23 protein-coding genes and 3 pseudogenes are annotated in these 22,658 nt (G+C 70.7%); 15 read left to right on the plus strand and 11 right to left on the minus strand.

The annotated features are described in order from the left end of the window. Positions 1–1,072: PP2C family protein-serine/threonine phosphatase (locus tag IF55_RS34960; protein WP_048833068.1), on the plus strand; the 1,072-nt coding region annotated here is incomplete at its 5' end. A gap of 211 nt (positions 1,073–1,283) precedes the next feature. Here IF55_RS34960 and IF55_RS34965 read toward each other — a convergent pair. Continuing rightward, positions 1,284–1,934 (minus strand): response regulator, encoded by a 651-nt coding sequence (locus IF55_RS34965; RefSeq protein WP_030892504.1) that lies wholly within the window; start codon positions 1,932–1,934, stop codon positions 1,284–1,286. Continuing rightward, complete coding sequence (locus tag IF55_RS34970; protein ID WP_078645778.1) at positions 1,931–3,154, minus strand: sensor histidine kinase; 1,224 nt, start codon at positions 3,152–3,154, stop codon at positions 1,931–1,933. The genes IF55_RS34965 and IF55_RS34970 overlap by 4 nt, the downstream gene beginning before the upstream one ends. Before the next feature lie 132 nt (positions 3,155–3,286). On the opposite strand from IF55_RS34970, the gene IF55_RS34975 reads away from it, so the two are divergent. The 5 genes from IF55_RS34975 (at position 3,287) to IF55_RS34990 (ending at position 7,304) form a co-directional block, all read left to right on the plus strand. Then, on the plus strand, positions 3,287–4,036 hold the full coding sequence (locus IF55_RS34975) for a class I SAM-dependent methyltransferase (protein WP_030892500.1): 750 nt from the start codon (positions 3,287–3,289) through the stop codon (positions 4,034–4,036). 664 nt (positions 4,037–4,700) lie between these two features. Next, positions 4,701–5,150 carry a hypothetical protein gene (locus tag IF55_RS37990; protein ID WP_078645780.1) on the plus strand — a complete coding sequence of 150 codons (450 nt, stop codon included), beginning with the start codon at positions 4,701–4,703 and terminating at the stop codon, positions 5,148–5,150. A 202-nt stretch (positions 5,151–5,352) separates the two neighbouring features. Then, on the plus strand, positions 5,353–5,928 hold the full coding sequence (locus tag IF55_RS34980) for a restriction endonuclease (protein ID WP_030892498.1): 576 nt from the start codon (positions 5,353–5,355) through the stop codon (positions 5,926–5,928). A 218-nt stretch (positions 5,929–6,146) separates the two neighbouring features. Continuing rightward, on the plus strand, positions 6,147–6,392 hold the full coding sequence (locus IF55_RS41075) for a histidine kinase (protein ID WP_030892496.1): 246 nt from the start codon (positions 6,147–6,149) through the stop codon (positions 6,390–6,392). 45 nt (positions 6,393–6,437) lie between these two features. Continuing rightward, positions 6,438–7,304 carry an IS5 family transposase gene (locus IF55_RS34990; RefSeq protein WP_030892494.1) on the plus strand — a complete coding sequence of 289 codons (867 nt, stop codon included), beginning with the start codon at positions 6,438–6,440 and terminating at the stop codon, positions 7,302–7,304. 18 nt (positions 7,305–7,322) lie between these two features. Here IF55_RS34990 and IF55_RS41080 read toward each other — a convergent pair. After that, positions 7,323–7,730 (minus strand): annotated as a pseudogene (locus tag IF55_RS41080) (VOC family protein). Between the two features lie 215 nt (positions 7,731–7,945). Between IF55_RS41080 and IF55_RS39045 the strand changes: the two are divergent. The 5 genes and pseudogenes from IF55_RS39045 to IF55_RS35015 all read left to right on the plus strand — a co-directional run. Next, positions 7,946–8,092: pseudogene (locus IF55_RS39045) on the plus strand (helix-turn-helix domain-containing protein); the annotation flags it as partial. A gap of 744 nt (positions 8,093–8,836) precedes the next feature. Next, entirely contained in the window at positions 8,837–9,013 is a 177-nt protein-coding gene (locus IF55_RS39620) for a hypothetical protein (RefSeq protein ID WP_157854605.1), read from the plus strand. An 876-nt stretch (positions 9,014–9,889) separates the two neighbouring features. After that, positions 9,890–10,468, plus strand: coding sequence for a TetR/AcrR family transcriptional regulator (locus IF55_RS35005; protein WP_030892492.1), 579 nt, complete (start codon positions 9,890–9,892; stop codon positions 10,466–10,468). Between the two features lie 110 nt (positions 10,469–10,578). After that, positions 10,579–11,886 (plus strand): hypothetical protein, encoded by a 1,308-nt coding sequence (locus tag IF55_RS35010; RefSeq protein WP_030892489.1) that lies wholly within the window; start codon positions 10,579–10,581, stop codon positions 11,884–11,886. A 40-nt stretch (positions 11,887–11,926) separates the two neighbouring features. Then, complete coding sequence (locus IF55_RS35015; protein WP_030892486.1) at positions 11,927–12,808, plus strand: alpha/beta fold hydrolase; 882 nt, start codon at positions 11,927–11,929, stop codon at positions 12,806–12,808. A 223-nt stretch (positions 12,809–13,031) separates the two neighbouring features. Here IF55_RS35015 and IF55_RS35020 read toward each other — a convergent pair whose 3' ends face one another. The 4 genes and pseudogenes from IF55_RS35020 to IF55_RS35025 all read right to left on the minus strand — a co-directional run bounded on the left by IF55_RS35020 (position 13,032) and on the right by IF55_RS35025 (position 15,062). After that, complete coding sequence (locus IF55_RS35020; protein WP_030892483.1) at positions 13,032–13,847, minus strand: ExeA family protein; 816 nt, start codon at positions 13,845–13,847, stop codon at positions 13,032–13,034. A gap of 2 nt (positions 13,848–13,849) precedes the next feature. After that, positions 13,850–14,008 carry a hypothetical protein gene (locus IF55_RS41085; protein ID WP_245661660.1) on the minus strand — a complete coding sequence of 53 codons (159 nt, stop codon included), beginning with the start codon at positions 14,006–14,008 and terminating at the stop codon, positions 13,850–13,852. A 95-nt stretch (positions 14,009–14,103) separates the two neighbouring features. Next, a pseudogene (locus IF55_RS41090) lies at positions 14,104–14,166 on the minus strand (hypothetical protein); the annotation flags it as partial. Then, entirely contained in the window at positions 14,163–15,062 is a 900-nt protein-coding gene (locus IF55_RS35025) for a DDE-type integrase/transposase/recombinase (protein WP_245661657.1), read from the minus strand. The gene IF55_RS35025 and the pseudogene IF55_RS41090, both read right to left, overlap by 4 nt. Before the next feature lie 127 nt (positions 15,063–15,189). Here IF55_RS35025 and mobF point away from each other — a divergent pair, with 127 nt between their 5' ends. Then, positions 15,190–17,097: a MobF family relaxase gene (mobF, locus tag IF55_RS36150; RefSeq protein ID WP_051776253.1), complete on the plus strand. Its 1,908-nt coding sequence runs from the start codon at positions 15,190–15,192 to the stop codon at positions 17,095–17,097. A 154-nt stretch (positions 17,098–17,251) separates the two neighbouring features. Here mobF and IF55_RS35035 read toward each other — a convergent pair whose 3' ends face one another. Then, positions 17,252–17,944, minus strand: a complete 693-nt coding sequence (locus IF55_RS35035) for a hypothetical protein (protein ID WP_030892477.1) — start codon at positions 17,942–17,944, stop codon at positions 17,252–17,254. 430 nt (positions 17,945–18,374) lie between these two features. Here IF55_RS35035 and IF55_RS35045 point away from each other — a divergent pair, with 430 nt between their 5' ends. After that, a complete protein-coding gene (locus IF55_RS35045) occupies positions 18,375–19,229 on the plus strand; it encodes a hypothetical protein (RefSeq protein WP_051776252.1) in 855 nt (284 codons plus the stop codon). On the opposite strand, the gene IF55_RS38005 is transcribed toward IF55_RS35045, so the two are convergent. Further along, positions 19,222–20,109: a SpoIIE family protein phosphatase gene (locus tag IF55_RS38005; RefSeq protein WP_245661658.1), complete on the minus strand. Its 888-nt coding sequence runs from the start codon at positions 20,107–20,109 to the stop codon at positions 19,222–19,224. The two genes, IF55_RS35045 and IF55_RS38005, sit on opposite strands and share 8 nt — an antisense overlap. A gap of 239 nt (positions 20,110–20,348) precedes the next feature. Here IF55_RS38005 and IF55_RS35055 point away from each other — a divergent pair, with 239 nt between their 5' ends. Next, the gene (locus tag IF55_RS35055) at positions 20,349–20,591 is read left to right on the plus strand and encodes a hypothetical protein (RefSeq protein ID WP_030892467.1); all 243 of its coding nucleotides are present in this window, start codon (positions 20,349–20,351) and stop codon (positions 20,589–20,591) included. Next, entirely contained in the window at positions 20,591–20,803 is a 213-nt protein-coding gene (locus IF55_RS35060) for a LexA family protein (protein WP_030892464.1), read from the plus strand. The genes IF55_RS35055 and IF55_RS35060 overlap by 1 nt, the downstream gene beginning before the upstream one ends. A gap of 106 nt (positions 20,804–20,909) precedes the next feature. Here the strand turns inward: IF55_RS35060 and IF55_RS35065 are convergent, their stop codons facing one another. Then, entirely contained in the window at positions 20,910–21,275 is a 366-nt protein-coding gene (locus tag IF55_RS35065; RefSeq protein WP_048833080.1) for a hypothetical protein, read from the minus strand. A gap of 980 nt (positions 21,276–22,255) precedes the next feature. Further along, positions 22,256–22,606, minus strand: coding sequence for a hypothetical protein (locus tag IF55_RS39625; protein WP_157854603.1), 351 nt, complete (start codon positions 22,604–22,606; stop codon positions 22,256–22,258). Positions 22,607–22,658 lie beyond the last annotated feature (52 nt).

Raw genomic sequence — 22,658 nt, forward strand, 5'->3', positions numbered from 1 at the left:
CCAGCAGCGGCAGCTCTGCCCGCTGGGGGTGGGGCAGCGCGCGCTCGGCGTCGATTCCAGCCTCGCCGGATGGACGTACCGCACCCTGGCCCTGCGGGTGGAGAGCCTCGACGACCCGGAGGGCGGCCTGCGGCTTTGGCTGCCGCTCATCGACGGGGTGGAGCGGCTGGGCGTATTGGAGGCCCGCACCGAGGTGCTCGACGGCGCGCGCATGCGCCGCTGTCGGGCGCTCGCGGCGCTCCTCGCGCCCATCATCACCTCCAAACGGGCCTATAGCGACACTTTCGTACGCCAGGCGCGTACCCAGCCGATGCAACTGCCCGCCGAGATGGTGCGGGCCTTCCTGCCGCCGCGCACGATCGGCAACGAGCAGGCGGTGTCCACGGCCGTACTGGAGCCCGCCTACGAACTGGGCGGCGACGCGTTCGACCACTCCATGACCCAGGGCACGCTGCACGCCGCCATCATCGACTCGATGGGCCACGACCTGGCCGCCGGGCTGGCCACCTCCGTCGCGCTGGCGGGCTGCCGCAGCGGCCGCCGGGCCGGCGCGGACCTGCCCGAGACCGTGGACACCGTCGATCACGCGCTGGCCCAATGGCTGCCCGACCGGTTCGCCACCGGCATCTTCCTGCAACTGGACCTCACCAGCGGCCACCTGCGCTGGATCAACTGCGGCCACCCGCCGCCCCTGCTCATCCGCCACCACACCGTCCTCGACCACGTCCTGGAGCGCCCCGGCCAGCTCCCGCTCGGCCTGCCCGCGACGCTCAACCCCGAACCGCGTACGGTCCACGCCGCCGACCTGGAGCCGGGCGACCGGGTCCTCCTCTACACCGACGGCGTCACCGAGGCCCGGGACGCCGGCGGCACCCTGCTGGGCCTGGAACGCTTCACGGACACGATCATCCGGGCCACGGCCGGCGGCGAACTGGCCTTCGAGACCCTGCGCCGCCTGATCCACTTCATCGTCGACGACCAGTGCAACGAGCTACGGGACGACGCCACCCTCCTCCTGGTGGAGTGGGGCCCCGACTCCTGGGCACCGGGCGGCGACGCCTTCACCGGATGACACCCGCCCCACAGGACCGGATGACACCACCACGACCAGCCACCGCACCGGTGCCGCCGGGGGCGGGGGCGGCGGATCATGTTCCGTCGCCGGCCGCTGAAGTCGTGGTCCTGGCCACCCGGTTGCTGTCTCCGAGGCGCGAGGCGCGAGGCGTCCACGAACTGAGATGAGAAGCGGGCGTCGGGCGTCCGCCCCCGTGACGTTGCGGCCCTCAGCGAGTGAGGCCGGCGTCGCGGGCGAGGAGGGCGGCCTGTACCCGGTTGGTGACGTCGAGCGCGGTGAGGATGCGGCTGACGTGGGCTTTGACGGTGCTTTCCCGCATGCCGAGCCGCTGCGCGATGTCGGCGTTGGTGTCGCCTTCGGCGAGGAGGGCCAGGACGTCCGTCTCTCGGGGCGTGAGCGAGGCGACGCGGGTGTGGGCGCCGGCGGCCTGGGGCCGGTTGGTGCGGTGATAACGGTCGATGAGGCGCCGGGCGGCGGCGGGGTGGAGCATGGCGGAGCCCGCCGCGACGAGGTGGACCGCGCGCAGGATCTCGGCGGGGTCGGTGTCCTTGAGGAGGAAGCCGTCGGCGCCGGCGGCCAGGGCGTTGTAGACGTACTCGTCGAGGTCGAAGGTGGTCAGCACGATGATCCTCGGCGGGTGCGGCAGGGCGCGCAGGCGGGCGGTGGCGGTGATGCCGTCCATGCGGGGCATGCGGATGTCGACGAGGGCGACGTCGACGCGGTGGGCGGTGGCCGTCTCGATGGCGTGCAGGCCGTCGGCGGCCTGGGCGACGACGTCGATGCCCTCGTCGCCGGTGAGCAGGTCGCTGAGGCCGAGACGTACGAGCGCGTCGTCATCGACGATCATGGTGCGGATCATGCGGGGCCGATCTGCTCGGAGGCGGAGGCGGAGGCGGAGGCTGAGGCGGGGCCGGGGCCGGGGCCGGGGGCGGGGTGCGGGATACGGGCGGCCAGGCGCCAGGAACCGGCGCCGCCGGGCCCGGCGGTGAGGTGCCCGCCGAGCGCTTCGACGCGTTCGCGCAGACCGACCAGGCCGAAGCCGGAGGGCACGGCCTGCCGGGTGGGGGTGCCGGCGGTGTTGATGATCTCGACGAGGGTGGCGGGCGGCCGGTAGTCGACGCGTACGCGGACGGGCGCGTCGGGGGCGTGCTTGCGGGCGTTGGTCAGGGCTTCCTGCACGAGGCGGAAGACGGCGAGCCGGTGAGCGGCGGGGGCCTCTTCGGGGGCGCCGTCGATGACGGTGTCGATGTGCTGCGCGGCGGCCCTGGCCTGCTCGATCACTTCTCGGACGTCGCGCAGGACCGGCGCCGGCCGCTCCGCGGGGGAGGGAGCGCCCCTCGTGGTGGGGTCGCCCGTCGTGGTGGCGGCGTCCGGGGTGCGTAGGGCGCCCAGGACGTCGCGCAGGTCGGTGAGAGCGTCGGTGGAGGCCGTACGCAGCAGTAGGAGGCGTTCGACGACGGACGAGGGCAGGCTGTCCTTCCTGGTGGCCAGGACACCGGTGTGTAGGGCGATCAGGCTGAGCCGGTGGGCGAGGACGTCATGCATTTCCGCGGCGATCGCCGAGCGTTCGGCGACGCGGGCGGCCTGCTCGCGCAGTTCCCGTTCGATCCGCAGGTGCTCGACCTGCGCGTTGAGCGCCCGTACGAGTCGGCGGCGGTTGCCCATCCACAGCCCTGCCACGATGGCCAGCAGCAGGAAGAGGCTGGAGCCGTACTGCTGCGGCCGCCACAGCGAGATCGCCGGGCGCAGGAGGGCGTTGCCGGTCAGCGCGACGGCGGCGCAGGCCACGGCCGCGGGGACATGACGGTCGGCGGCGAGTTGGAACAGCGCCAGGAGCAGCAGCGACAGCATGGGCCACCCCCATACCCCGGCCGCCGCTGTCGTCACGGCGGGGGCGAGCAGCCAGTGCCCCGGACGCAGCAGCAGGAGTGCGCCGCAGACCCCGGCGGCCGCGGTGCGGAGCGTGAGGTACTGGCCGTCGGCGGTCGAAGCGCCGTTCTGCACGGCTCCCAGAGTCAGCAATGTGACCACGGCGTACCGGCCGTAGGCGGCCCAGTTCTGGCTCCGTTCCTGATGCACCCGTAAATCGTAGTTGCGCGGCGGCCCCCTCCGTGTTCGACGTTCTACGACGACAACCCCCTACTTTCGTAGGGGAGGGCGGCCGTACAAGGGCTGATTTGCAGGATTGCCGGCGTTCATAGCGTCGAAGCCATGGACGACTGGACCACCTCATACGAACGTGTCCCCGCATACGAACGTGTCCCCGCGCGGCGCGGCGCCGGGGGTTGGATGTTCCTTCGCGAAGCGGCCCGCGATCTGCGCACCACCGGCGCCATCGCCCCCAGCGGCAAGGCACTGGCCCGCCTGCTCACCGCCCCGGCGATCGCGTACGGCGCGCGTCCGCTGAACGTCCTGGAGGCGGGGGCGGGCACGGGGACGGTCACCCGCGCTCTCATCGCCCGCCTCTCACCCGGCAGCCGCCTGGACATCGTCGAGGCCAACCCCCGCTTCGCCGCCCGCCTGCGCCACCTCGTCCGTAGCCACCCGTCTCTGGCGGGCGACGGCGAACGCGTCCGCGTGCACCACGCGCTCGTCGAACAACTCGACACCGACCGCCGCTACGACATGATCGTCTCCGGTCTGCCCTTCACCAACTTCACTCCCGCCCAGGTCGAAACGATCATGTCCCGGTACATGGAGCTGCTGGAACCCGGCGGCACCCTCACCTACTTCGCCTACCGAGGCACCCGCTACGCCCGCACCCTGACCGCCACCCGCGCCGAAGCCCGCCGCCACCACAAGGTCGAGGAAGTCCTGGCCTCCTACCACCGCCAGTACGCCACCACCTCCCACACCACCTGGGCCAACCTGCCCCCGGCCAAGGTCTGGCAACTACACCACCCCACACCCCGAGCCACCCCAGCCCCCGCCCTGCCCGCGCTGACGGACCGCGTCAGGTAATCACTCGCGGCAAAGAGGGCCGCCCCCGCCACGTTGTCGATCGAGATAGTCGACCAATTCCCTCTCACTGCGGCGCAGTCGAACAGCCTCGCCCTCAGGCAGGAACCCGAGCGCGTCGACAAGGACACGCGCTCGGGGAATATGAACCATCGCACCGGAATAAATCCGACACCCCGAGCACCACGCCAAGCCGACACACCGCTCGAACATCGCGGACTCGGGCGGATGGACACGAAACTGGTAGGAGCGAACCGCTGTCCCACAGACAGCGCACATCCGTCGCCCACCATCCAGAACCGTGTCCCAGGCAGCGACCTTGCCCCAAGCCCGCCGCCCGCCCGTCGCTCCCCAAGCCGTCATACGCGGCATTCCCTCTCACCCCCTCCATCAGGTGTCACCGAAGGCCCTTCCTCACCTCCGTCGCACTGGAACGTGACAGCGCCCTGTTCGTTCTTGCGAATGCCTCCTGCCTATGATCAAGGCACGGGGGCACGGGGGAGGAGCGAGATGCCGGGGAATTCCGATCGTGAATTCGGGCGCCTCACACCAAGACGGTGGGAAAGCAGACCACGAACCCGGAGACGTGCTGCCGCAGAAGGCCGGCAACAACGCGTCACATATGCCGCGCCGCGTAGTACGTGAGGGAATCGAAGGAGAGACAGGCATGGCGACGTGGGGGCTGATCCTGGAGACAACGGTCGGTTCGGGGGAGCGCAAACACACCGAGGCGTACGTGATAGCGCACGTGGAGGGCGGCCGCGAGACGGCCCTGGCGGAGCTGGAAAGGCGGGCGCGCGCCTATACGCCGGAACACCCCAGGAGCCCCAAACGTCGTCGCCTCTTCCGCGACGGCGATGGCTTTCTGCTGGTTGTCGACGGCGCGTGGCAGACCCACGCCACCCGCTTCTCCGCTGCTGAACTCTTGGAGGACACTGACCGCCCGACGCCAGTGGCACGGAACAGTGATGAACCCGCCGCAGTTGAGAAACCGTCAGGCATGACACCGGAACCCCTCCCACCGCCCCTGGCCCCGCCCCCGCCGCCGTCAGTGGAGCGCTATGAGGATGGCGTTCCGGTGAGACCAGCATGGCTCGGGCGTACGGACCTGCCATAGGCGCGACGTACGGATTCCGCTTCCGTCGGTTCCAGCCCCCGGCATCCCTGCGCCCCGGCCCTCAACGGAAGCGGCAGGCTGGCGTCCACGAGCAAGGCCAGCAAGGCCACAAGGCGAACCAGCGCCGGCCGCCGTGCCGGATAGATGCCCGAGCGGATGGACAAGTAGCAGCGGCAGGCAACCGATCCGGGGAGGGGCGGACATGGGAACGATGCTGCTGGTCGTGTTAGCCGTGGTGGCCGGGGCTCTGGTGGTCGGGGGACTGATGCGCGCCGGGCGTCGTGAGGCGAGCGCCGAACGGGCCCGGCTGGCGGAGCAGGCCCGCGTCCAGGCGCTGCGGTCGATGGAGGCGGTCTGGACGCTGGGGGATCGCGAGTTCGAGGAGTACGTCGCGGAGCTGTGCCGCAGGGACGGCTGCACCCAGGTACAGCGTGTCGGCGGCGCCAACGACCTCGGCGCCGATGTGACGGGCCGGCTACCCGACGGTCGCAAACTGGTCGTGCAGTGCAAGCGGTACGCCAAGCACCGCACGGTCGGCAGCCCGGACCTCCAGAAATTCAACGGCACCGCCCGCGACGAGCACAGGGCGGACACCCCGCTCTTCGTCGCCTCCTGCAAGTTCACCAAGCAGGCCCGAGCCTTCGCGGCCCGCCACCATCTGGTCCTCATCGATGTCGACCTCCTCGGGTTCTGGCACAGCGGTACCCCCCTGACGAGCATCCTGGCCCTCGACATCAGCCGATCCGGAACCAACCGCAAACTGACCCCGGACAGCTGAAAACCCCGCCGCTCCGCCGCGCCCAGCCGAGAGCGGGCAGGACCATTTGCAATGAGCGGCCAGAAGGCGTACACGATCCAGGAACCGGAGACCGTGGCGGTATATCCACGGAACCGGGCCTGGCTCCCAGTTCTGGACCAGGCGCTTCCAAGTGGCCGACGCCAACGCGTGGTTGGCCTCCGCCGAGGCAGCATGAGCAGGGTGTAGAGCCGGTGACCATGGTCGCGGCACCATGCCGGAGCAGTGCGCAGACCGGGGCCAGCAGCGCGGATGCATCCTCCACGGTCGGCCTGATCAGTCGCGAGCGCCGCGACCACGCGGCGGCGCTGCGTGCCCAGGAGGTGGCCGAGGCCGAGACCGCCGAACGGCTGCGGATCGCACGGGAACTGTACGACATGGGCGCGCACAGCGTCGGCATCATCGCCATCCAAGCCGGTGTGGGCAGCCGGGTCATCCAGACCTAGGCCGTGTGTCGGAAGTGGATCTTGGCCTGTGAATGATCTCAGTTCATGAGCCGAGGAGATCTCACGGACGAGCAGTGGGCAGTGCTGGAGCCGTTGTTGCCGAAGGGCACAAAGGCAGGGCGGCCGCCCGTGTGGCCGCGGCGACGGTTGATCGACGGCATACGGTTCCGGATACGTACCGGTGTTCCGCGGCGTGATGTACTTGCCGTATACGGGCCGTGGGGAAGGCTCTACGACCTGTTCCGCCGATGGCAGCGGAACGGCACCTGTCAGCGGCTCCTCACCCGGCTCCAGTCCTTGGCCGATGCGAGGGGTGCGATCACGTGGGACGTCGACTCCACGGTATGCCGCGCCCAGCAGCATGCGGCCGGGGCCCGGAAGCAGGGCCATCTCCAGAAGGAACCGCCGGGCGGCGTATTTACCGAGCCCGTTGATCACGGGCTGGGACGCTCGCGCGGCGGGTTCACCACCAAGCTGCACCTGAACGTCGAGCAGGGCCAGAAACCCATGTCGGTCGTGGTGACGGCAGGGCAGCGCGGAGACTCGCCGCAGTTCGAACCCGTGCTTGCAAAGGTCCGTGTGCCCCGCATCGGACCGGGCCGGCCACGTGTCCGTCTCGACCGCGTGCGGGCCGAAAAGGCGTACGCCTCCCGTAGGAACCGCGACTATCTGCGCCGCCGCGGAATCCGCTGCACCATCCCGGACAAGGCCGACCAGGCCGCAACTGCCGAAAGCTCGGCGCGCGGCGGTCGGCCGCCGTACTTCGCCCCAGCCGACTACCGCGAGTGCCATGCGGTCGAGTGCGGGATCAACCGACTCAAGAGACACCGAGCCGTCGCTACACGCTACGACAAGCTCGCGGTCCGCTATGAGGCGACCGTGATGGTCGCTGCCATCAACGAGTGTCTGTGACCTGAATGCTTATGGGGTCTACGAGTTGGACCAGTCGCGAGTGGACAGCACCAGCAGATAGCCGTCGGGGTCCTCAAAGCCATACCCCAGGTGTCCCAGTACGGATTATGGGCGGGCACTCGCTTTCCGCCATGCCGCTCGAGCTGCTCCACGAGGGAGTCGGGCACTGGATCGCCGAGATAGATGACCAGCAGGTCTTCAGCGGTTGGCCGTGGCTCCAAAGGAGCGGCGGGCTCGTGAACGAGTTCAAGATGCCAGCTGGCTTCGGGCCAGCCGACCATCAGGAGCGAGCTCCGGCAGGGTACCGTCCGCTGCATGCTGATACAGGACATCGAGGCCGAGACCTGAAACCCAGAAGCGTTCAGCCGCTTGGAGGTCACGTGAAGGTCGGGCGATGCGGATGTGAGCTGAGGCGCCAGTCGACATTGTTCTCCCTTGGGACAGGGACAGGCCCCGCATGAACCAGTGGGTGTGCCCGTGGGCTTGGATAGCAGCGAGCTTAGAGATCAAGTGACTGTCTGCCATCGGGCGCTGGTCCTAGGTGTATTGATCACGAGCGTTGTTGATACCGGTCGGGCTTGATCATGGCGAAGACCTCCGGTGTGGTAGAGGTGTCGAGTCTTCACCGCACGGAGGTCTTCGTGTCCCACCGTAATGCCCGGCTGACCGTTCATGGCAGGCGGCTGCTGGTCGACCGTGTCTGCGCCGGACGCCCCGTTGCGCACGTCGCTGCCGAGATGGGCGTCTCGCGCGTCACCGTTCACAAGTGGGTGCGCCGCTGGCGCTCGCGGTCGTGGGCGACTGATCGGTTACCGAGCAGGGGCCCGGTCACCGATCAGAAACTGCACAGGGTGTTTCCGGCGATGCGGGCGGGTCGGTGGGCGGAGCTGACCCGGTGGTCGGGGTCGTACTGGGTGGTCGCGAGCGAGAGGCGGCAGCACTTCGTGTGCGGGGGCCTCGTCGGGATCCGGGCCGTCTGCTCCTCGCCGAGCGAGGACGGCACGGCGTGGGCCAGCGAGCCGGGACTGCTTGAGTGTCCGCTCGTACCCTGATGCGTCGCTGCTGGCGGCCCGGCTCGCGGCGGGGGATCAGCAGTGGCCGCTCCGCAGCCCGTACGAGCGGATCCGGCAGGTGCCCGGCGGGTTCCGGCTGCTGCTCACCTCCGGTGCGCCGCCGCAGCTCGTCGATATCACGGGCATTACACCCGTGGACGAGCTGCGCGAAGGCGCCGAGCGGTTCGGCCGCGTTCTTACCGACGCTGTCCAGCACCGGTCGGCGCCGTCGGCGGGGCGGCGGGGGTCGGACCCGTCCGGCGGGCTGGACTCCTCGGCGGCCGCTGTGCTCGCCGCTGGCGTCGGCGGTATCGTGCACGCGACCACGTACACCGACGGTCACACCAGCGGCGAGGATATGGCTGACTTTCGCCGCCCGGGCCGCCCAACTCGCCGGAGCCCGGGGCCGTTCGCCGCCGGCAGCGACGAGCTGCTGCCCTTCGGCTTCCCCGTGGGGCAGAGCCGACCGGGGCGGAGCCGGTGCTGGAGGTGGCGACGTACGCCATGGGCACGGCCTACCCGCACCCCGTACGAGGGCTTCCGCTGCACCTGACCGGATACGGCTGGGACATCGTGCTCGACGCCTCCAGCTCCTGCTGGGTCCGCCTCCTTAAGGACGGCTACCACCGCGAGGCTCACCGCCAGGTCATCGCGTAGGCCCGCCTGCGCAACACCGCTCCCGGCCCCTACTGGAAAGCCCTCGAACAGGCCGCCGACCCGGGCCGGGCCGAGTCCCTCGAAGTCCCTCGAACGAGCCACCAACGCCTTGGAGCGCGGGCCCATCGTCTCGGAGGCAGCCGTGGGCGGCTGGTTGTGGTGCCGCCTTGGCGTGGGCGCGTCCTGCCCCACGGCGGACGGGCGGCACCAGGTCGCCGCGCTGCTGCGGCGGGCCGCCCGCGCCCGGCCACTGCAGCACGCCGACGAGTTCGACCAGTGGACCGCTCTCCGGTCGGTCGGCGCCTCCCCGCCCGCGGCTGGACCCCGTACTCCGAGACGTTCGGCATCGGGCTGGCGCACCCGTACCTGGACGACGAGATAGTCCGGGCCGCAATCACTGACCCGGCGCTGGCCCGCCGCGGGCTGGTGACGTACAAGCCCCTGCTGTGGGCCGTACTGCCCAAGCTTCCGCACTGGCTGACCTCCCGCCGCTCGAAGGGATCGTTCACCACCCCGCGCCTCGCCGGATTCGCCCGCCACCAGGGCCAGCCGTACGAGCCGATCGTGTCGCGTCCGCTCGTGGCCGGTGGGCTCATCGATCCAGCCGTCGTACGCGCCGGGCTCGCGCAGGCTGCCCGGGGCAGAGCGCCACGACGGTCGCCGACCGGCACATCAACGTCCTGCGCCGCTATCTGTTCAGCATCAAGACCAGCGCCCCCGGCCAGAACCTGCGTCCCTCGGCGACCCGAACGCCGCTGAGGACGCAGCCGAGGGCGCCGACGAGTAGCCGTGAGGCCGGCCTGCGGCTCACCGCATGGTCAAATCAGTCGCCCTCCCTTTCTTGAGCGATCGATCCAGATCCGCTACGGTGGAGCCATGGCGAGAACCCGGGAATTCGACACCGAGGCGGCGGTGAGCCGCGCCATGGAACTGTTCTGGATGCGCGGCTACGAGGCGACTTCGGTGCGTGACCTGACGCAGCATCTGGGGATCGGGCAGGGATCCTTGTATGCCGCGTTCGGCGACAAGGAGGGCTTGTACCGGGCAGCGCTGGAGCGCTACCGCACCACCCTCGCCGCGGCCGCCCTGCGCAGCCTGGAGGAGGGGGCGGATGCCCGGGCGGCGATCCGTACGATGCTGCTCGAACGCATCCGGATCGCCGTGGAGAACGACGGCCGGGGCTGTCTGGCGGTCAATGCCGCCTGCGAGCGCCTCCCGCAGGACGCGGCGATCCGGCGCACCGTACGGGACATGCAGGACGCCAGTCGGGACGCGCTCGCAGAGGTGTTGCGGGCCGCGGCAGAACGGGGCGAGATCGCGGCGCGGCACGACCCGCATACGCTGGCGGCTTTCCTTGTCACGTTCCTCAACGGACTGCTGGTCTCCTCGAAGATCACCCCGGAAGCCCGCGCCCTGGAACCCCTCGTGGAGGTCGCGATGGCCGCCATCGGCTGACCTTTTCACGCCCCAAAACTGTATCGAACGATCCAGAAAAGTCCGGAGCCCGCCCAAACGCGGGACCCGGCGACATCCACCTCTGCCCCATCGACCACCGAGAAGGAACCATGCCCCCCGCGCCCAACCCGAGCACACTCGCTCTCGGCGGTAGCCGCTGGAACACCTTCCCCGCAGCCGGCACCACCTTGACAGCCCGCGACTTCTTCACCGCCACCGAGCCGCTGTTGCAGGGCATCATCGATGACAACGCCCTCACCAGTGCCGATGGCAAGGTGCTGGAGGACCAGATCCGTGCGACCCTCGCTCTCGGCACACGGGAGACCTCCCTGCCGCTGGCCATCGGCCCGGACAGCGCCTTGGCAGCACGTGAACTGGGCGCGCAGGCCGAGATGATCGGCCGGGAGCTCGTCTCCTGGGCCGCCTCGGCCCTGGAGAAGCTGCTCACCAGCCGGATACCGCTGCCCGCCGGACCGCTGGTCGTCCGCAGCCACTGCTACGGCCACCTGCTCACCCCTCCTGCGGCCGATCTGCTCCTCGGCCGGCGCGGCGGCCCCGTCACGATGCAGCTCTTCAACGAGTGGCTGCACCAGATCGTCCTGCTGCGCGACGCCCTGCTGCCCTTTACCAACTGGCAGGACGTGCCGCTCCTGATCACTCCAGCCGGGCTGCGGCACACCGAACCGGCCCGCGACGCTTTCCTCACCGAACTGCTGGTCCGCCAGATCCGGCACTCCAGCATCGTGGACTTCGCCCGCCACGTCGTCACCGGCGCTGGCGGTCCGCCCGGCTACGGCTTCGAGACGGGCGGCGGCACCGCCCTGCCCGCCGTCCTCGACCAACCACCCCTGAGCGCGCCACGGCACCTGCTGACCTGGCGTGCCGGCCCAGCCGCCGAAGACACCGTCACGTATGTTGCCGAAATCCAGGACTACTACGCAGCCCCTCGCACCCTCGTCGAGGACCTGCCGTCCGCCACCACTGCCCCGGGGCCGCCCACCGCTCGCACCGGCACCGGGCCGATCGCCGACGGAACGCGCCGCGCCCGCATCGAGATCACCCACGACGGCACCACCACCCACGTCGACCTCGGCCAGGCCCTGCGCGGCCATCGCTTCGCCCACCGCGCGGAACCCGCCGCAGACGACGCACACTCCGACGCCGCGTCCCCCACCACGCCCCACACCGCGGCCGTGTGGTCCGCGCTGCGCGCACCGGGGCTCGTATGGACGCAAGCAGGCGACGTCACCCTGAACGCCACCGGACAGGACGATCTCGTCGTGCTGGCCCTGCTCGGCCGGCTCTACCCGGAGAACGTCATCCTGTGCCCCGCCGGCCGTTCCGCTGCCCAGGCGCCCTCGGAGGGCACCGGACCGAGCCATCTGGTGACGCTCGTCGATCCTCCGCAAGCCCGCTGACACCCGCACACATAGCGACGTACCAGAAAGGTTGACGAACATGATGTTCGACCATGAGGCAACGCCTGTCCGCACGGGCCGCGCCGCCGTCAATGGAACGAGTCTGCACTACCGCACAGCTGGATCCGGCCCCGCAGTGGTGCTCCTGCACGGCGTGCCCAAAACCAGCTATCACTGGCGCCACCTCGTCCCGAAGCTGACGCCCCACTACACCGTCGTCGTGCCGGACCTCCGCGGTCTCGGCGACTCCGCCCGGCCGTCGGAGGGCTACGATTCCGCGACGATGAGCGACGACATCGCCGAGCTGATGAACCACCTCGGACACGAGACGTACGCCGTGGCGGGTGAGGACTGGGGAGCGGTGATCGGCTACCAGCTCGCCGCCCGCCACCGCGACCACGTCACCGCTCTCGTGTTCGCCGAGGCGCTGTTCCCCGGATTCGGCTTCGAGGACCATACGGCCCTCACCCCTGAGAACGTCTCCAGCGGCATGCACCTGTGGCATCTGGGCTTCTACTTCCAGCCCGACGTACCCGAGATGCTGATCACCGGGCACGAGCGCGAGCTCATCACCTACATGATCAAGAACGAGCGCAGCCGCCCCGACACCGCCACCCCCGACGCGGTCGACGAATACGTGCGCTGCTACTCCATGCCGGGCGGCATTCGCGCGATGCTCTCGATCTACCGGCAGATGCTCGTCGACGCCGAACAGAACCGGCAAGCCGCACAGAAGAAGCTGGACATCCCGGTCCTGGCGCTGGGCGGATCCGCGTTCATCGGCGACCGCAACGAGTCCCAGATGCGACTCATGGCTCACGACGTCACCGGGCACGTCTTCGACGCCGGCCACGACCTGGCGGAGGAAGTGCCCGACGAGATGGCCGATGTCGTTCTTCCGTTCCTGGCCACGCACCTGTAACCGCACCTGACCGCCGAGGCAGGCGAGCTGAAGTGGCACGGGTGTGGGGCCTCGTCGCAACCGCAGTTGCCGCCGCCTCACTCGCCCGCCGGCTTCTCACGTGTTGAGCGACGCTGAAGATGTGCACGATGGCGACGTTGTGGTTGTCGACGGGGTGGGGTGAAACACCCCCGCCGGCCGTCAGGCCGTCGGGGGTGTCATGAACGTGGTGTCGCTTTCGTCGTCACTCTGTCGCGTGTGTCTCGGTGATGGCGATGCGGGTGGATGACTCGTCGACGATGCTTTTCTCCTCGGTGAAGGCGGCGATGAGGGACTGCCAGGCGATGTTGTTGACCGAGCGGGGCAGGTCGCGGCTGGTGAGGTGGATCAGCTCGACGGCGTCGTCGGAGAACAGCGTGTCCTGCCGTCCGGCGACCGTGATGTGGTGCTTGATGTAGCTGGCGGTCTCCTCCTTCGCCATCGTGGGCATCTGGTAGCTGATCGAGATCCGCCGGTCCAGCGCCGCCAGGCCGCCGTGCTTCATCCGCTTCCGCAGCGTGGGCTGGCCGATCAGCAGCACCGCGAACGGTGTTGTGGAGTCCATCTCGTAGTTGGTGAGCATGCGGATCGCATCGAGTTCGTGGTGGTCGAGCAGGCGCGACTCATCGATCACCACGGCCGGTGTCCGGCCCCGCTCGTCGACCTCTGCGGCCAGCGCGGTGGACGCTTGGGCCGCCAGAGCGGCCAGGTGGAACGTCGGGGCGCCGCCCAGGGCGGTGACGATGCGGTCGTAGAGGCCGCGCATGCCGACCTCCGGGTTGGGCTGGTAGATCACCGTGAAGCGGGCCGGGTCCAGCGAGGCGACGGCGCCCTTGAGGGCGACGGTCTTGCCGGAGCCGACCTCTCCGGTGACCACGCCGATCGCCCGGTTGTTGATGCACCACGCGATGCGGGCCGCGGCTTCGCGGTGGGAGTGGTGCTGGTGCAGCATGGACGGGGCCAAGTCCCGGCCGAAGGGGATGCGGGTGGACGCGTAGTACCCCTGAATGCGGTCGATCATCGCTACCCCCGCCCGCCGTCCAGCAGGGACGAGTAGTTGATGCCCTTCGCGGTGTTCGCCGTGTGCGTCTCGTCCAGGATCTTCAGGTAGTCGATTCCCGTCGACGGCGCCGGCTGGGCCAGCGTCTCCGGACTCGCTTTCGGATGCGTGTGCCGGCCCACCGGTGCGGAACCGCCTTCCCGGCCGTCTTCCCCGACGCCCTGACCTCGATCTCGGTCAGGTCGAACGGGTCGAAGACCAGCTCCACCTTCATCCCGCTCAGCATCGGGTCGACCTCGTAGGTGTTGCCGTGCAGGCTGACCGTCGCGGTCTTCGTCACCGTCCGGAACTCCGACCACAGAAACGCCTCCCGAAGATCAGCGGGGCTGGGCAGCAGCAGCGGCTTGGGAATCGAACCCAGCCAGCGTTCGATCGGAGGCTGTCCCGTCTCCGAGTGCACCGCGCGGTGATAGACCGTCTCCCCCCCGCGGTGAAAAGCCTGTTCAGCTCGGTGAGATGCTCGATCTGGCCGGCCCGTTCCTCATCGAGTTCGACGAGAAACTGATCGCGAACAGTGCGGAAGAACCGTTCGATTTTCCCGCGTCCCTGAGGCCGTACGGGCTTGGAGTGGGTGAGCCGGATCGCCAGACTCGCGCAGGCCCGCAGCAGCCACGGCTCGACGAAAGCACTCCCGCTGTCGACATAGATCGATTCCGGGACCCCGCGGGCTGAGAGCGCCGGCCGCAGGGCGGCGGCCAGGCGGACGGTGTCCTCGGTGAACCCGAACCGGTGCCCCACGATCGCCCGGGAATGGTCGTCGATGAAGGCGAACAAGTACGTTTTCCGGCCTGCGATCCTGGGGCCGTACACCGCGTCCCCGGTCCACAGCTCGTTGCCCCGGGCGGCCAACCGGCCGAAGACGGTCCTGTCCCCGCTGCCGGCGCCGGTCAGCCCGGCGGTGACGAAGTGCCGCTGCAGGGTGCGTTCGGTCGGTGACCAGCCCTGCGTCGTGCGCAAGATCCGCTGGATCTGCGCGGCCGTGCGGCTCGGTTTCTCCCGTTTCAGCGCGGCCGCCAGTTCCAGCACTTCCGGCGGCGTCCTGGGGACCGCCTTGCGTGGCTCGGGCACCAGTGCCGGGAACCCGCCGCGGCGGTAATCCCTGGCCCACCGGTCGATCGTGCCCCTCGACACCCTCACCTGCTGGCCGAACGGATCGGTGTGTTCTTTCTCTGCCAACTCTCTTGCCAGCCACCGCGTTCACGGGTAGTCAGGGTGGTGTCCAGCAAGGTCCTGAACCAGGGAATAGCGGAACAGGCCGATCTGCCGGGCTCTCTCCGCCCGCCGGCTGATCACAGCCGGGCAGATGTACCGCTACTACCTGCGCCAGGTCCTCGTCGGTGACGGCCGCCGCCCGGCCCGCACGTCCCTGCGCCGGGCGCAGGAGGAGGCCGGTGTCCCCGGCGGGCGGTGGATGGGCCGGGGTCTTGCCGTCCTCGGCCTGGCGGCGGGCGACGTCGTCACCGAGGCGCAGATGCGCAACCTCTTCGGCGAGGGCCGGCACCCGCACGCCGACCGGATCGAGGCCGACCGGATCGCCGCCGGGAAGAAGCCCGTGGCCGCGCGCCGGGCCGGGGCGCTCGGGCGGCGGGTGAAGGTCACCGGCTTCGACCTGACCTTCCGCCCGCAGCCCACCCTCACCCTGCTGTGGGCACTGGGGGATGAGGAGACCCGGCGGGCGGTCGAGGCCGCGCACGAGCGGGCCATCGCGGCCGTGCTCGCCTGGATCGAGGACGAGGCCGCGATCATCCGCGTCGGCGCCCAGGGCGTCTACAAGGTCCGCCCGCTGCACGGGCTGGCCGCCGCGCGGTTCCGCCACTACGAGGCGCGCTCGGGGATGCCGCTCCTGCACGACCACCTCCTTGTATCCGCCAAGGCCCTGCGCCCCGACGGCAAGTGGGGCTCGGTGCACTCCGAGGTTCTGTACGAGCACGTGGTGGCCGCCTCCGCGCTCTACAACGAGCTGGTGATGGCCGAGGCGTGCGAGGCGCTGGGGCTGGCCTCCGAGCCGCGCACGGTCACCGCCGGGCGCCGCCCGGTGATGGACGTCGCCGGCGTCCCGCACGAGCTGATCCGCTGGACCTCCCGGCGCAGCGACCAGATCGCCGCCTGCCGGGCAGAGCTGGAGCACGAGTACGTCACCGCCATCGACGACGACGGCGAACCGCGGTTCCTGCCCGTGGTCTCCGAGCGGGCCCGCACCAAGCTGAACCGGATGGCCGCCCGCAAGACCCGCCCGCCGAAGCAGAAGGCCCGCCCGCTCGCGCAGCTGCGCGCGTGGTGGAAGGCGAGCGCGATCCTCACCTCCGGCGTCGCCGCCGACGTCATCACCTCCCTCCTCGAGCACGCCCGCGCCGCAGCCGCAGCCATCCGCGCCCGGGTCGCCGCCGTCATCGACGTTGCCCTGGCAGCCGTCGACGTCGCCGCAGTGGTGTTCGTGATGAACGGCGGCGGCCGGTTCCACCGCCGGCACCTGCTCGCCGAAGCCCGCCGCCACCTCGCCCTCGTCCTGCGCGGCCGCCGCCGCGAGCCCGGCCTGGACGAACAGATCGTGGACGCCGCGCTCACCACGTACTGCGTGGACATCAGCGAGCCGAAATCGCTGCGCGGCCTCCTGCCCGCCTACCGCCTCTACACCGCCCGCTGGTCACTGGCCGACCTCACCTCCGACCGCCGACGCCCGCCCACCACCGCCTGGGACCGGCAACCCCTTGCCGATGCGGGCGCGCCCGCTACGCCCCGGCCTCTGGGACCGGGGGAGATACCCCGCGTGCCGCTGCAGTACGAACGGGCCGTTCTCGCCGGCGCCGCCCTCCGCGAGAAACTGACCACCGTGGCCACGCGCGGCCGGGCGTACGACATCGTCGCGCACCAGCAGGCGGCGATGCCCGAGCAGCTACTTGCGCCCTCGGCAGCCGGCCCCGAGCCCGGCCGCCAGGAGCCGGAGCCCGGCCGCCAGGAGGCGCTCGACCTGACGGCGCTGCGCGCCCTGCGGGAGTCCCGCACCGACGTGGAAGCCCTCGACCTCACCGCCGAGACACTGCGCCAACTCGGAGACGCCTTCACCGCAGCCGCCGACCGGGCCCGCACAATGATGGACCGCTACGCGCTCCGCGACGACGCCGAGGGACCGCACCCGGCGCGCGCGGGCGACCAGCAGGCGCACCGCCCGCAGGAACCCGGACCGCACCACGGCCGGGAAGCCGGCCACTGAGCGCACCCGATACCGCGCGCTTCTGCCGAAGGACAACCACCGCACCGTCCCCGCCCGACAGGACGCCCGCGCAGAAGCGCAACGCCGCGCCCTGGCCGCCCTCTTGGACGGCTGGACGCGGCTGGCGGCGTAGCGCCGCGGAGTTTGCCCGGGGTCAGGCGGATGCGGGTGCCGGATGCAGCGCCGCGAGGGGTGAGCGCTGGCCCTTCTCGACGGTGCGCAGCTGTTCCCACTCGGGGTGGGCGGGGATGACCGCGTCGACGGAGGCGGTGGTGTAGAGGGCGACGTCGACGGCACCGGCCCGGCTGGTGCCGAAGCGGACCTCGATCGACTGCGGGGAGCGGGCCCAGCCGAGGCGTACCAGGTGATTCCAGTCGGCCCTGCGGAGCCGGAGCCGTTCGGCGGCTTGTTCGGGTCCGAGCGGGGTGTCGGCGGCGACCAGGTCCGCCAGATCCTCGCGCCGGCAGACGTCGGCGACCTGGCCGGGGTGGAGCAGTGATCCGTCGGGGTTCGCGCTCAGCTCGGTGAGCAGCCCGCGGTCGATGAGGCGCCGGACGACGAACGTCGTCACGTTCGCCTTCTCGCCGTACGCGGTCGGGTTCGGGGTGCCGAGCGCGTCGGCGATCCGGTCCGCCGCCGCGCTGCCGGAGATCGGCGGGGTGGGCATCGCGGCCCGGACGGCGTCGGCGTCCAGCTCCTCTACGGCGGCCTGGGACCACTGGTAGGGCGATGCGTCCGGGTCGGGGATGAGACCAGTGTGCCGGGCCCACCGGAAGGCGGCTGCGGACACCCGCAGGCGCTTGGCGGCCTGCGCGGCGTCGTACTCGGTCAGGCGTGCTCGTGGCATGAGATCACCTCTCGCTCGGTCGCCTCGAAGCGACGGAACAGAACATGACAGTAGGTCATAAACAGTGTCAATAGCCAATTAAAATAGGTAAGTTGGATCATTCGGTTAGAGCTGCACGCCCGTACTCGAGGGGAAAGATCACCCCCTCGGGCCATCGCCGCGCTGGTCGACAGGGAGGCGCTGTGCACCGGACTGGAGGCGTTGGGACTCACCGCCGCCCAACTGCGCCGCTTCAATGAGCGGGAGAGCGGAAAGCCGGCGAGCGCGGATGGCATGCGCCAGGACGTGGACGGTGTACTGCACCGTGAGAGCAACCGGCGGGTGCAGCACCCGCGCCGGATCGGTCGTCGGCGGCCGGGGCGTTGAGCGGGGAGCGGGCGGGCCGTCATGCTGGGACGTCAAGGCGTCCTTCGGCAGTGGGGAGGCCGTGGTGCCCGACAAGCGTCCCCGTGGTTACCAGCCTCAGTGGCGGCCGCGGCCGGCCACCCTCGCTCTGCTGGCCGCGGTGGATGCGGTACTGGCCCGGTACGCGGAGCAGGTGCCGCTGACGGTCCGGCAGATCTGGTACGCCGTGCTCTCGGACGGGGTGCTGGTCAAGGAGGAGCGGACCTACAAGCGGCTCGTCGAGGTCCTCGGGATGGCCCGCCGCTCCGGCCGCATCCCGTGGGAGGCGGTCCGTGACGACTCCGAGACCGCCGTCGAGCCGGTGGCGTACACGGGCCCGGAGGACTTCCGCCAGGTGCAGCTCGCCGCCGCGCGCGGCTACCGGCTGGACCGGCAGGCGGGTCAGGCGGACCGGATCGAGCTGTTCTGCGAAACCGCCGGGATGGTCCCGCAGCTGGTCGCGGTCGCCGGCCCGTGGGGGTGCCGTGCTACTCAGGCTCCGGGTACAACAGCCCGCCGCGCGGCCGTCGGCGGCCATGCGAGCGTGCGCATCATGGTCGTCTCCGACTGGGACCCCTCCGGCATCCATCTGTTCACCGCGCTCGCCGAGGACGTCACCGCCTTCGCCGCCGCCGACGCCCCCGGCGTCACTGTCGTCTTCGAGCGCCTGGCCGTCACCGAACAGCAGATCGCCGACCTCGCCCTGCCCACCGCCCCGGTCAAGCCCACCGACCACCGCTCCTTCACCGGCACCGCCACCACCCAGGCCGAAGCCATCGCCCCCACCCTCGCCGCCATCATCGGCGAGGCCATCGCACACGACCGCGACCTGACCGTCCTCCAGACCCTCCTGGAACGCGAGGACGCCGAGCGCCGCGCCCTCATACGATGCCTCACCTGACCCGGCCGCGCGGGGCGGGGCCGGTCACGGAGCGGTGGGTGGCGGGGGCCGGTGCAGGAGTTGGTCGTAGACGGCCACGGAGGGCATCGGCCGGTTGTCGGGCGGCAGCGCCGCGCGGTTCGCTGCCGGGGGGCTGCGGACGGGTGGGGGGTGCGAGGACGAGGGCGGTGGCGTCGTCGCGGTAGCCGTCATCGTCGCTTCGTACGGCGGCGACGAGCGCGTCGGCCAGGGCCTGCGGGGCGTCGTGGTGTTCACGGACCAGGCTCTCCAGGGAGTCGGGGTCGAGTTGGTCGTGGACGCCGTCGCTGGTGAGCAGCACCAGCTCGTCGGCGGGGATCACGACTTCGTACACGCTGGCTGGCGTCGCCTGGGCCAACGTCACGCGGAGCCAGGCGTCGTGTTCGGCGACCAGTTCCCACGGCACCCCGTTGCGCCGCAGCTGCTCGCCGACGGTGTGGTCGGTGCTGTACCGGTGCAGCCGGATGCCGTCGAATCCGTGGATGCGGCAGTCGCCGGCCCAGGCCGCGACGGTGTCCCGGCCGGGGGTGCTGACGGCGAGCGCGGCTACGGCGTTCGGCCCGTGACCGTCCGGTCCGCGGTCGGCGATGAGCAGGCCGGCATTGAGCAGGCCCGCCAGTGCGCCGCGTACGGCGCCGGTACGGACGGCGACTTCGGCGAGGACGGGCGCGAGGGCCACGGTGGCCGGGGCGTGCCCGATGCCGTCGACGACCGCGGCCGCCGTGGTGCCGTCGGCGGCCACGTAGACGGCTGCGGCGTCGGCGCTCTCGCCGTCGGTGCCCGGGCGCGAGGCCGCGGCGGTGACGGCCGGCCCGGTGACACCCGGTGCTGGGTCGGTCGAAGAGGTCTGCGAAGCGGACATGGTTTTCCCCTCGGAGGTCGTGTGCTGTCGTACGGCCCGGACGTCGTCGAGCATCCCGCACGATCCGTGCGGAGTCGTGAGCCGAATCTGAGGGGAATGTGAGGACGGCGGGCGACGCCGGTGCCCTTGGCTCCCTCGAGCGGCGGAGCTGTGCCGGCCACAGCTGCCCGACCACGTCGCCACACGCGCAGCGGGTTCTGCCGTGACACCAAAATCGAACAGATGGTCTAATTCGAGCCATGGCGCGAACCCGCCCCTTCCCCCGAGACCTCCTCCAGATCCAGCGCGACTGGAACACCGCCTACACCGCCCTGGCCACCACCCGCCAGGACACCGCGACGCTGCGCCGCCGCCTGCTGCACCTGTCCACCGCGCTGCGGCGGCATCCCTTCTGGACGGCCGCGCCCGCCCCGGCGCCGGCGGCCCGGGCGGAGCTGCGCCGCCTCGCCCGCAGCGAGGAGCGGGAAGCGGGGAACTTGTGATGAAGCCGCCGACGGAGCGTCAGGTTCAGATCCTGGCTGTGATCCGGGAGCGGATCGCCGAGTACGGCGAGGGGCCCACGGTCCGGGAGATCGGTGCGCGGGTCGGTCTGTCCAGTACCGGCTCGGTCGCCTACCAGCTGAGACGGATGGAGGAGTCCGGCATGATCCGCCGCACCGGCCGAAGCGGGCGCTCCGTACGCCTCGGACCCTGAGAACCCCTGCCCCGGGGTGCTTCCCGACTGGTGGCGGAGGACGCTGCATCGCCGTCGAGGCGACGATGCAGCGCATCTGGCCGGTACGCGGTGATCGGTGGTGCGGCTACCGAGGTACGCCGGCCGCGGAGTGCGCCGCGTGGGCCCGTTCCACGTGTTCATCGCGCATCGTCTCCAGGGTGTCGGACGTGTCCGCGTGGTCGGGGGCGGGGATGACGTCGGCGGTGAAGCGGATGATGCTGCGGGCTATGCCCGGTGCGGCGGTGGTGGGGGAGTCCCGTGCCCAGTCCCGCAGCGCGGAGAGCAGGATGGCTCCGACCTCGTCCAGGGCGAAGGAGTCCGCGGTCGGGTCGGCGTCCGCGCGGCCGGCGACGAGGTTCCCGCCGCCCGTCTGCAGGTCGATGAGGTAGCCGAAGGCGTGCTCCACCTGCTCGGGGGTGAGGGGCGTGCGGAGCGGGATCAGGTACGGCATGAGGCCTCCTCGACTGGGCTCGCCGTGCGGTCACGGCGACTCCCAGCAGGCTCCGGCCGCCGCCCTGTGGACAGATACGGAGATGTCCGCCACCAAATAGTTGCGATTCGAGCAGAAAGGGGTAAATCCCACCCCCCTTGCCCACCGCAGTCGGCTCGTCCATGAGCCCGGGCCCTGCCCCCTTGCCCAGGTCCGCCCCGCGCTGCGTACCGTCGCCTTTCTCCTTGCCCTGTCCCGTTGGCGGCCGTCGTCAGACTGCGGTCAAGGGGGACCTCGGCACGCTGTTCCTTCGGTCACCGCCCCGGCCGGGGCAGCGAAGGAGACAAGACGATGACGACCACCTGCCCGGGGGCCGGGCAGCAGCCCCGCTCGGGCCGATCACGTCGGAAGGCCGGCCCGTGGCGGCGGGCGGGCCGAAGCAGGCTCCTGAGGGCGCGCCTTCGGAGAACCCTTGGAACCCCCCTTTGGCACCCGACGCCCACGGGGGCGGCAAAACCCCTGGCCAGCCAGCTAACTCACGCGAATCCCGAACCGTCACGACCCTCTCCTCTCCTCTTGATGTCAGTAGTAGAGGAGATCATCGGGTTCCGGGGGCCCGGACATCCTCCCAGGCCGGGCGCGGACAGCGGCTGGCCGCGAACCACGAGGAGCAGAGCTGATGGCGGGAAAGCGGAGGAACAACCCGGCAGGGTCGACGAACAACTACCGCGGCGATGTGCTGCGCGTGCTCGGGGTGCTGAAGGTGGCTACGGCTGATCAGATCCAGCGGATCGGCGCTCCGCACCTGACCTTCCGGCACGCCGGCAAGAAGACCCCGGCCGAGCGGAAGCAGGCCCGTACAGCCTCGCACACCGGCGCGCTGTCCGACCTGCGCAAGCACGGCCTGTCCGAGAACGGCGGCTCCACCGCGACGGGGGAGGCCCTGCGGAACCTGACCCTCAAGGGCCTGGAGGCCGCCTCCTGGGAACTGCGGCGCCCGATCACGGAGATGGGCTCCACCGCCCGCGGCGCGGGCTCCAGCGGCGCCTCCCCCCATGGCCGTCAACGAAACCGTGATCGCCCTGCTGCGCCCGAAACCGGACCTCGACAAGCTCGTCGACAAGCTCGTCGACAAGCTCGTCGACGAGCCGGCCGACGTCCGGGCGGGCGCCCAGGCCGCCGCCGGCGAGCTGGCCGGCATCGGCACGATCGCCTCGTACCGGACCGAGGTCCCGCTGCCCGCCACCGGCACCTGGAACGCGCCGGGGAAGGGCGGCGCCCAGGCCGACATCGTCCTCACCGCCCCGCAGGACGGGGTGCCGCTGCTGTTCATCGAGGTCGACAACTGCCACGAGAGCGCCGAGGAGATCGCCGACAAGCTGGAGAAGTACGCCCGCTTCCCTC

This window comes from Streptomyces varsoviensis (assembly GCF_000718635.1).
GTDB classification, from domain to species: domain Bacteria; phylum Actinomycetota; class Actinomycetes; order Streptomycetales; family Streptomycetaceae; genus Streptomyces; species Streptomyces varsoviensis.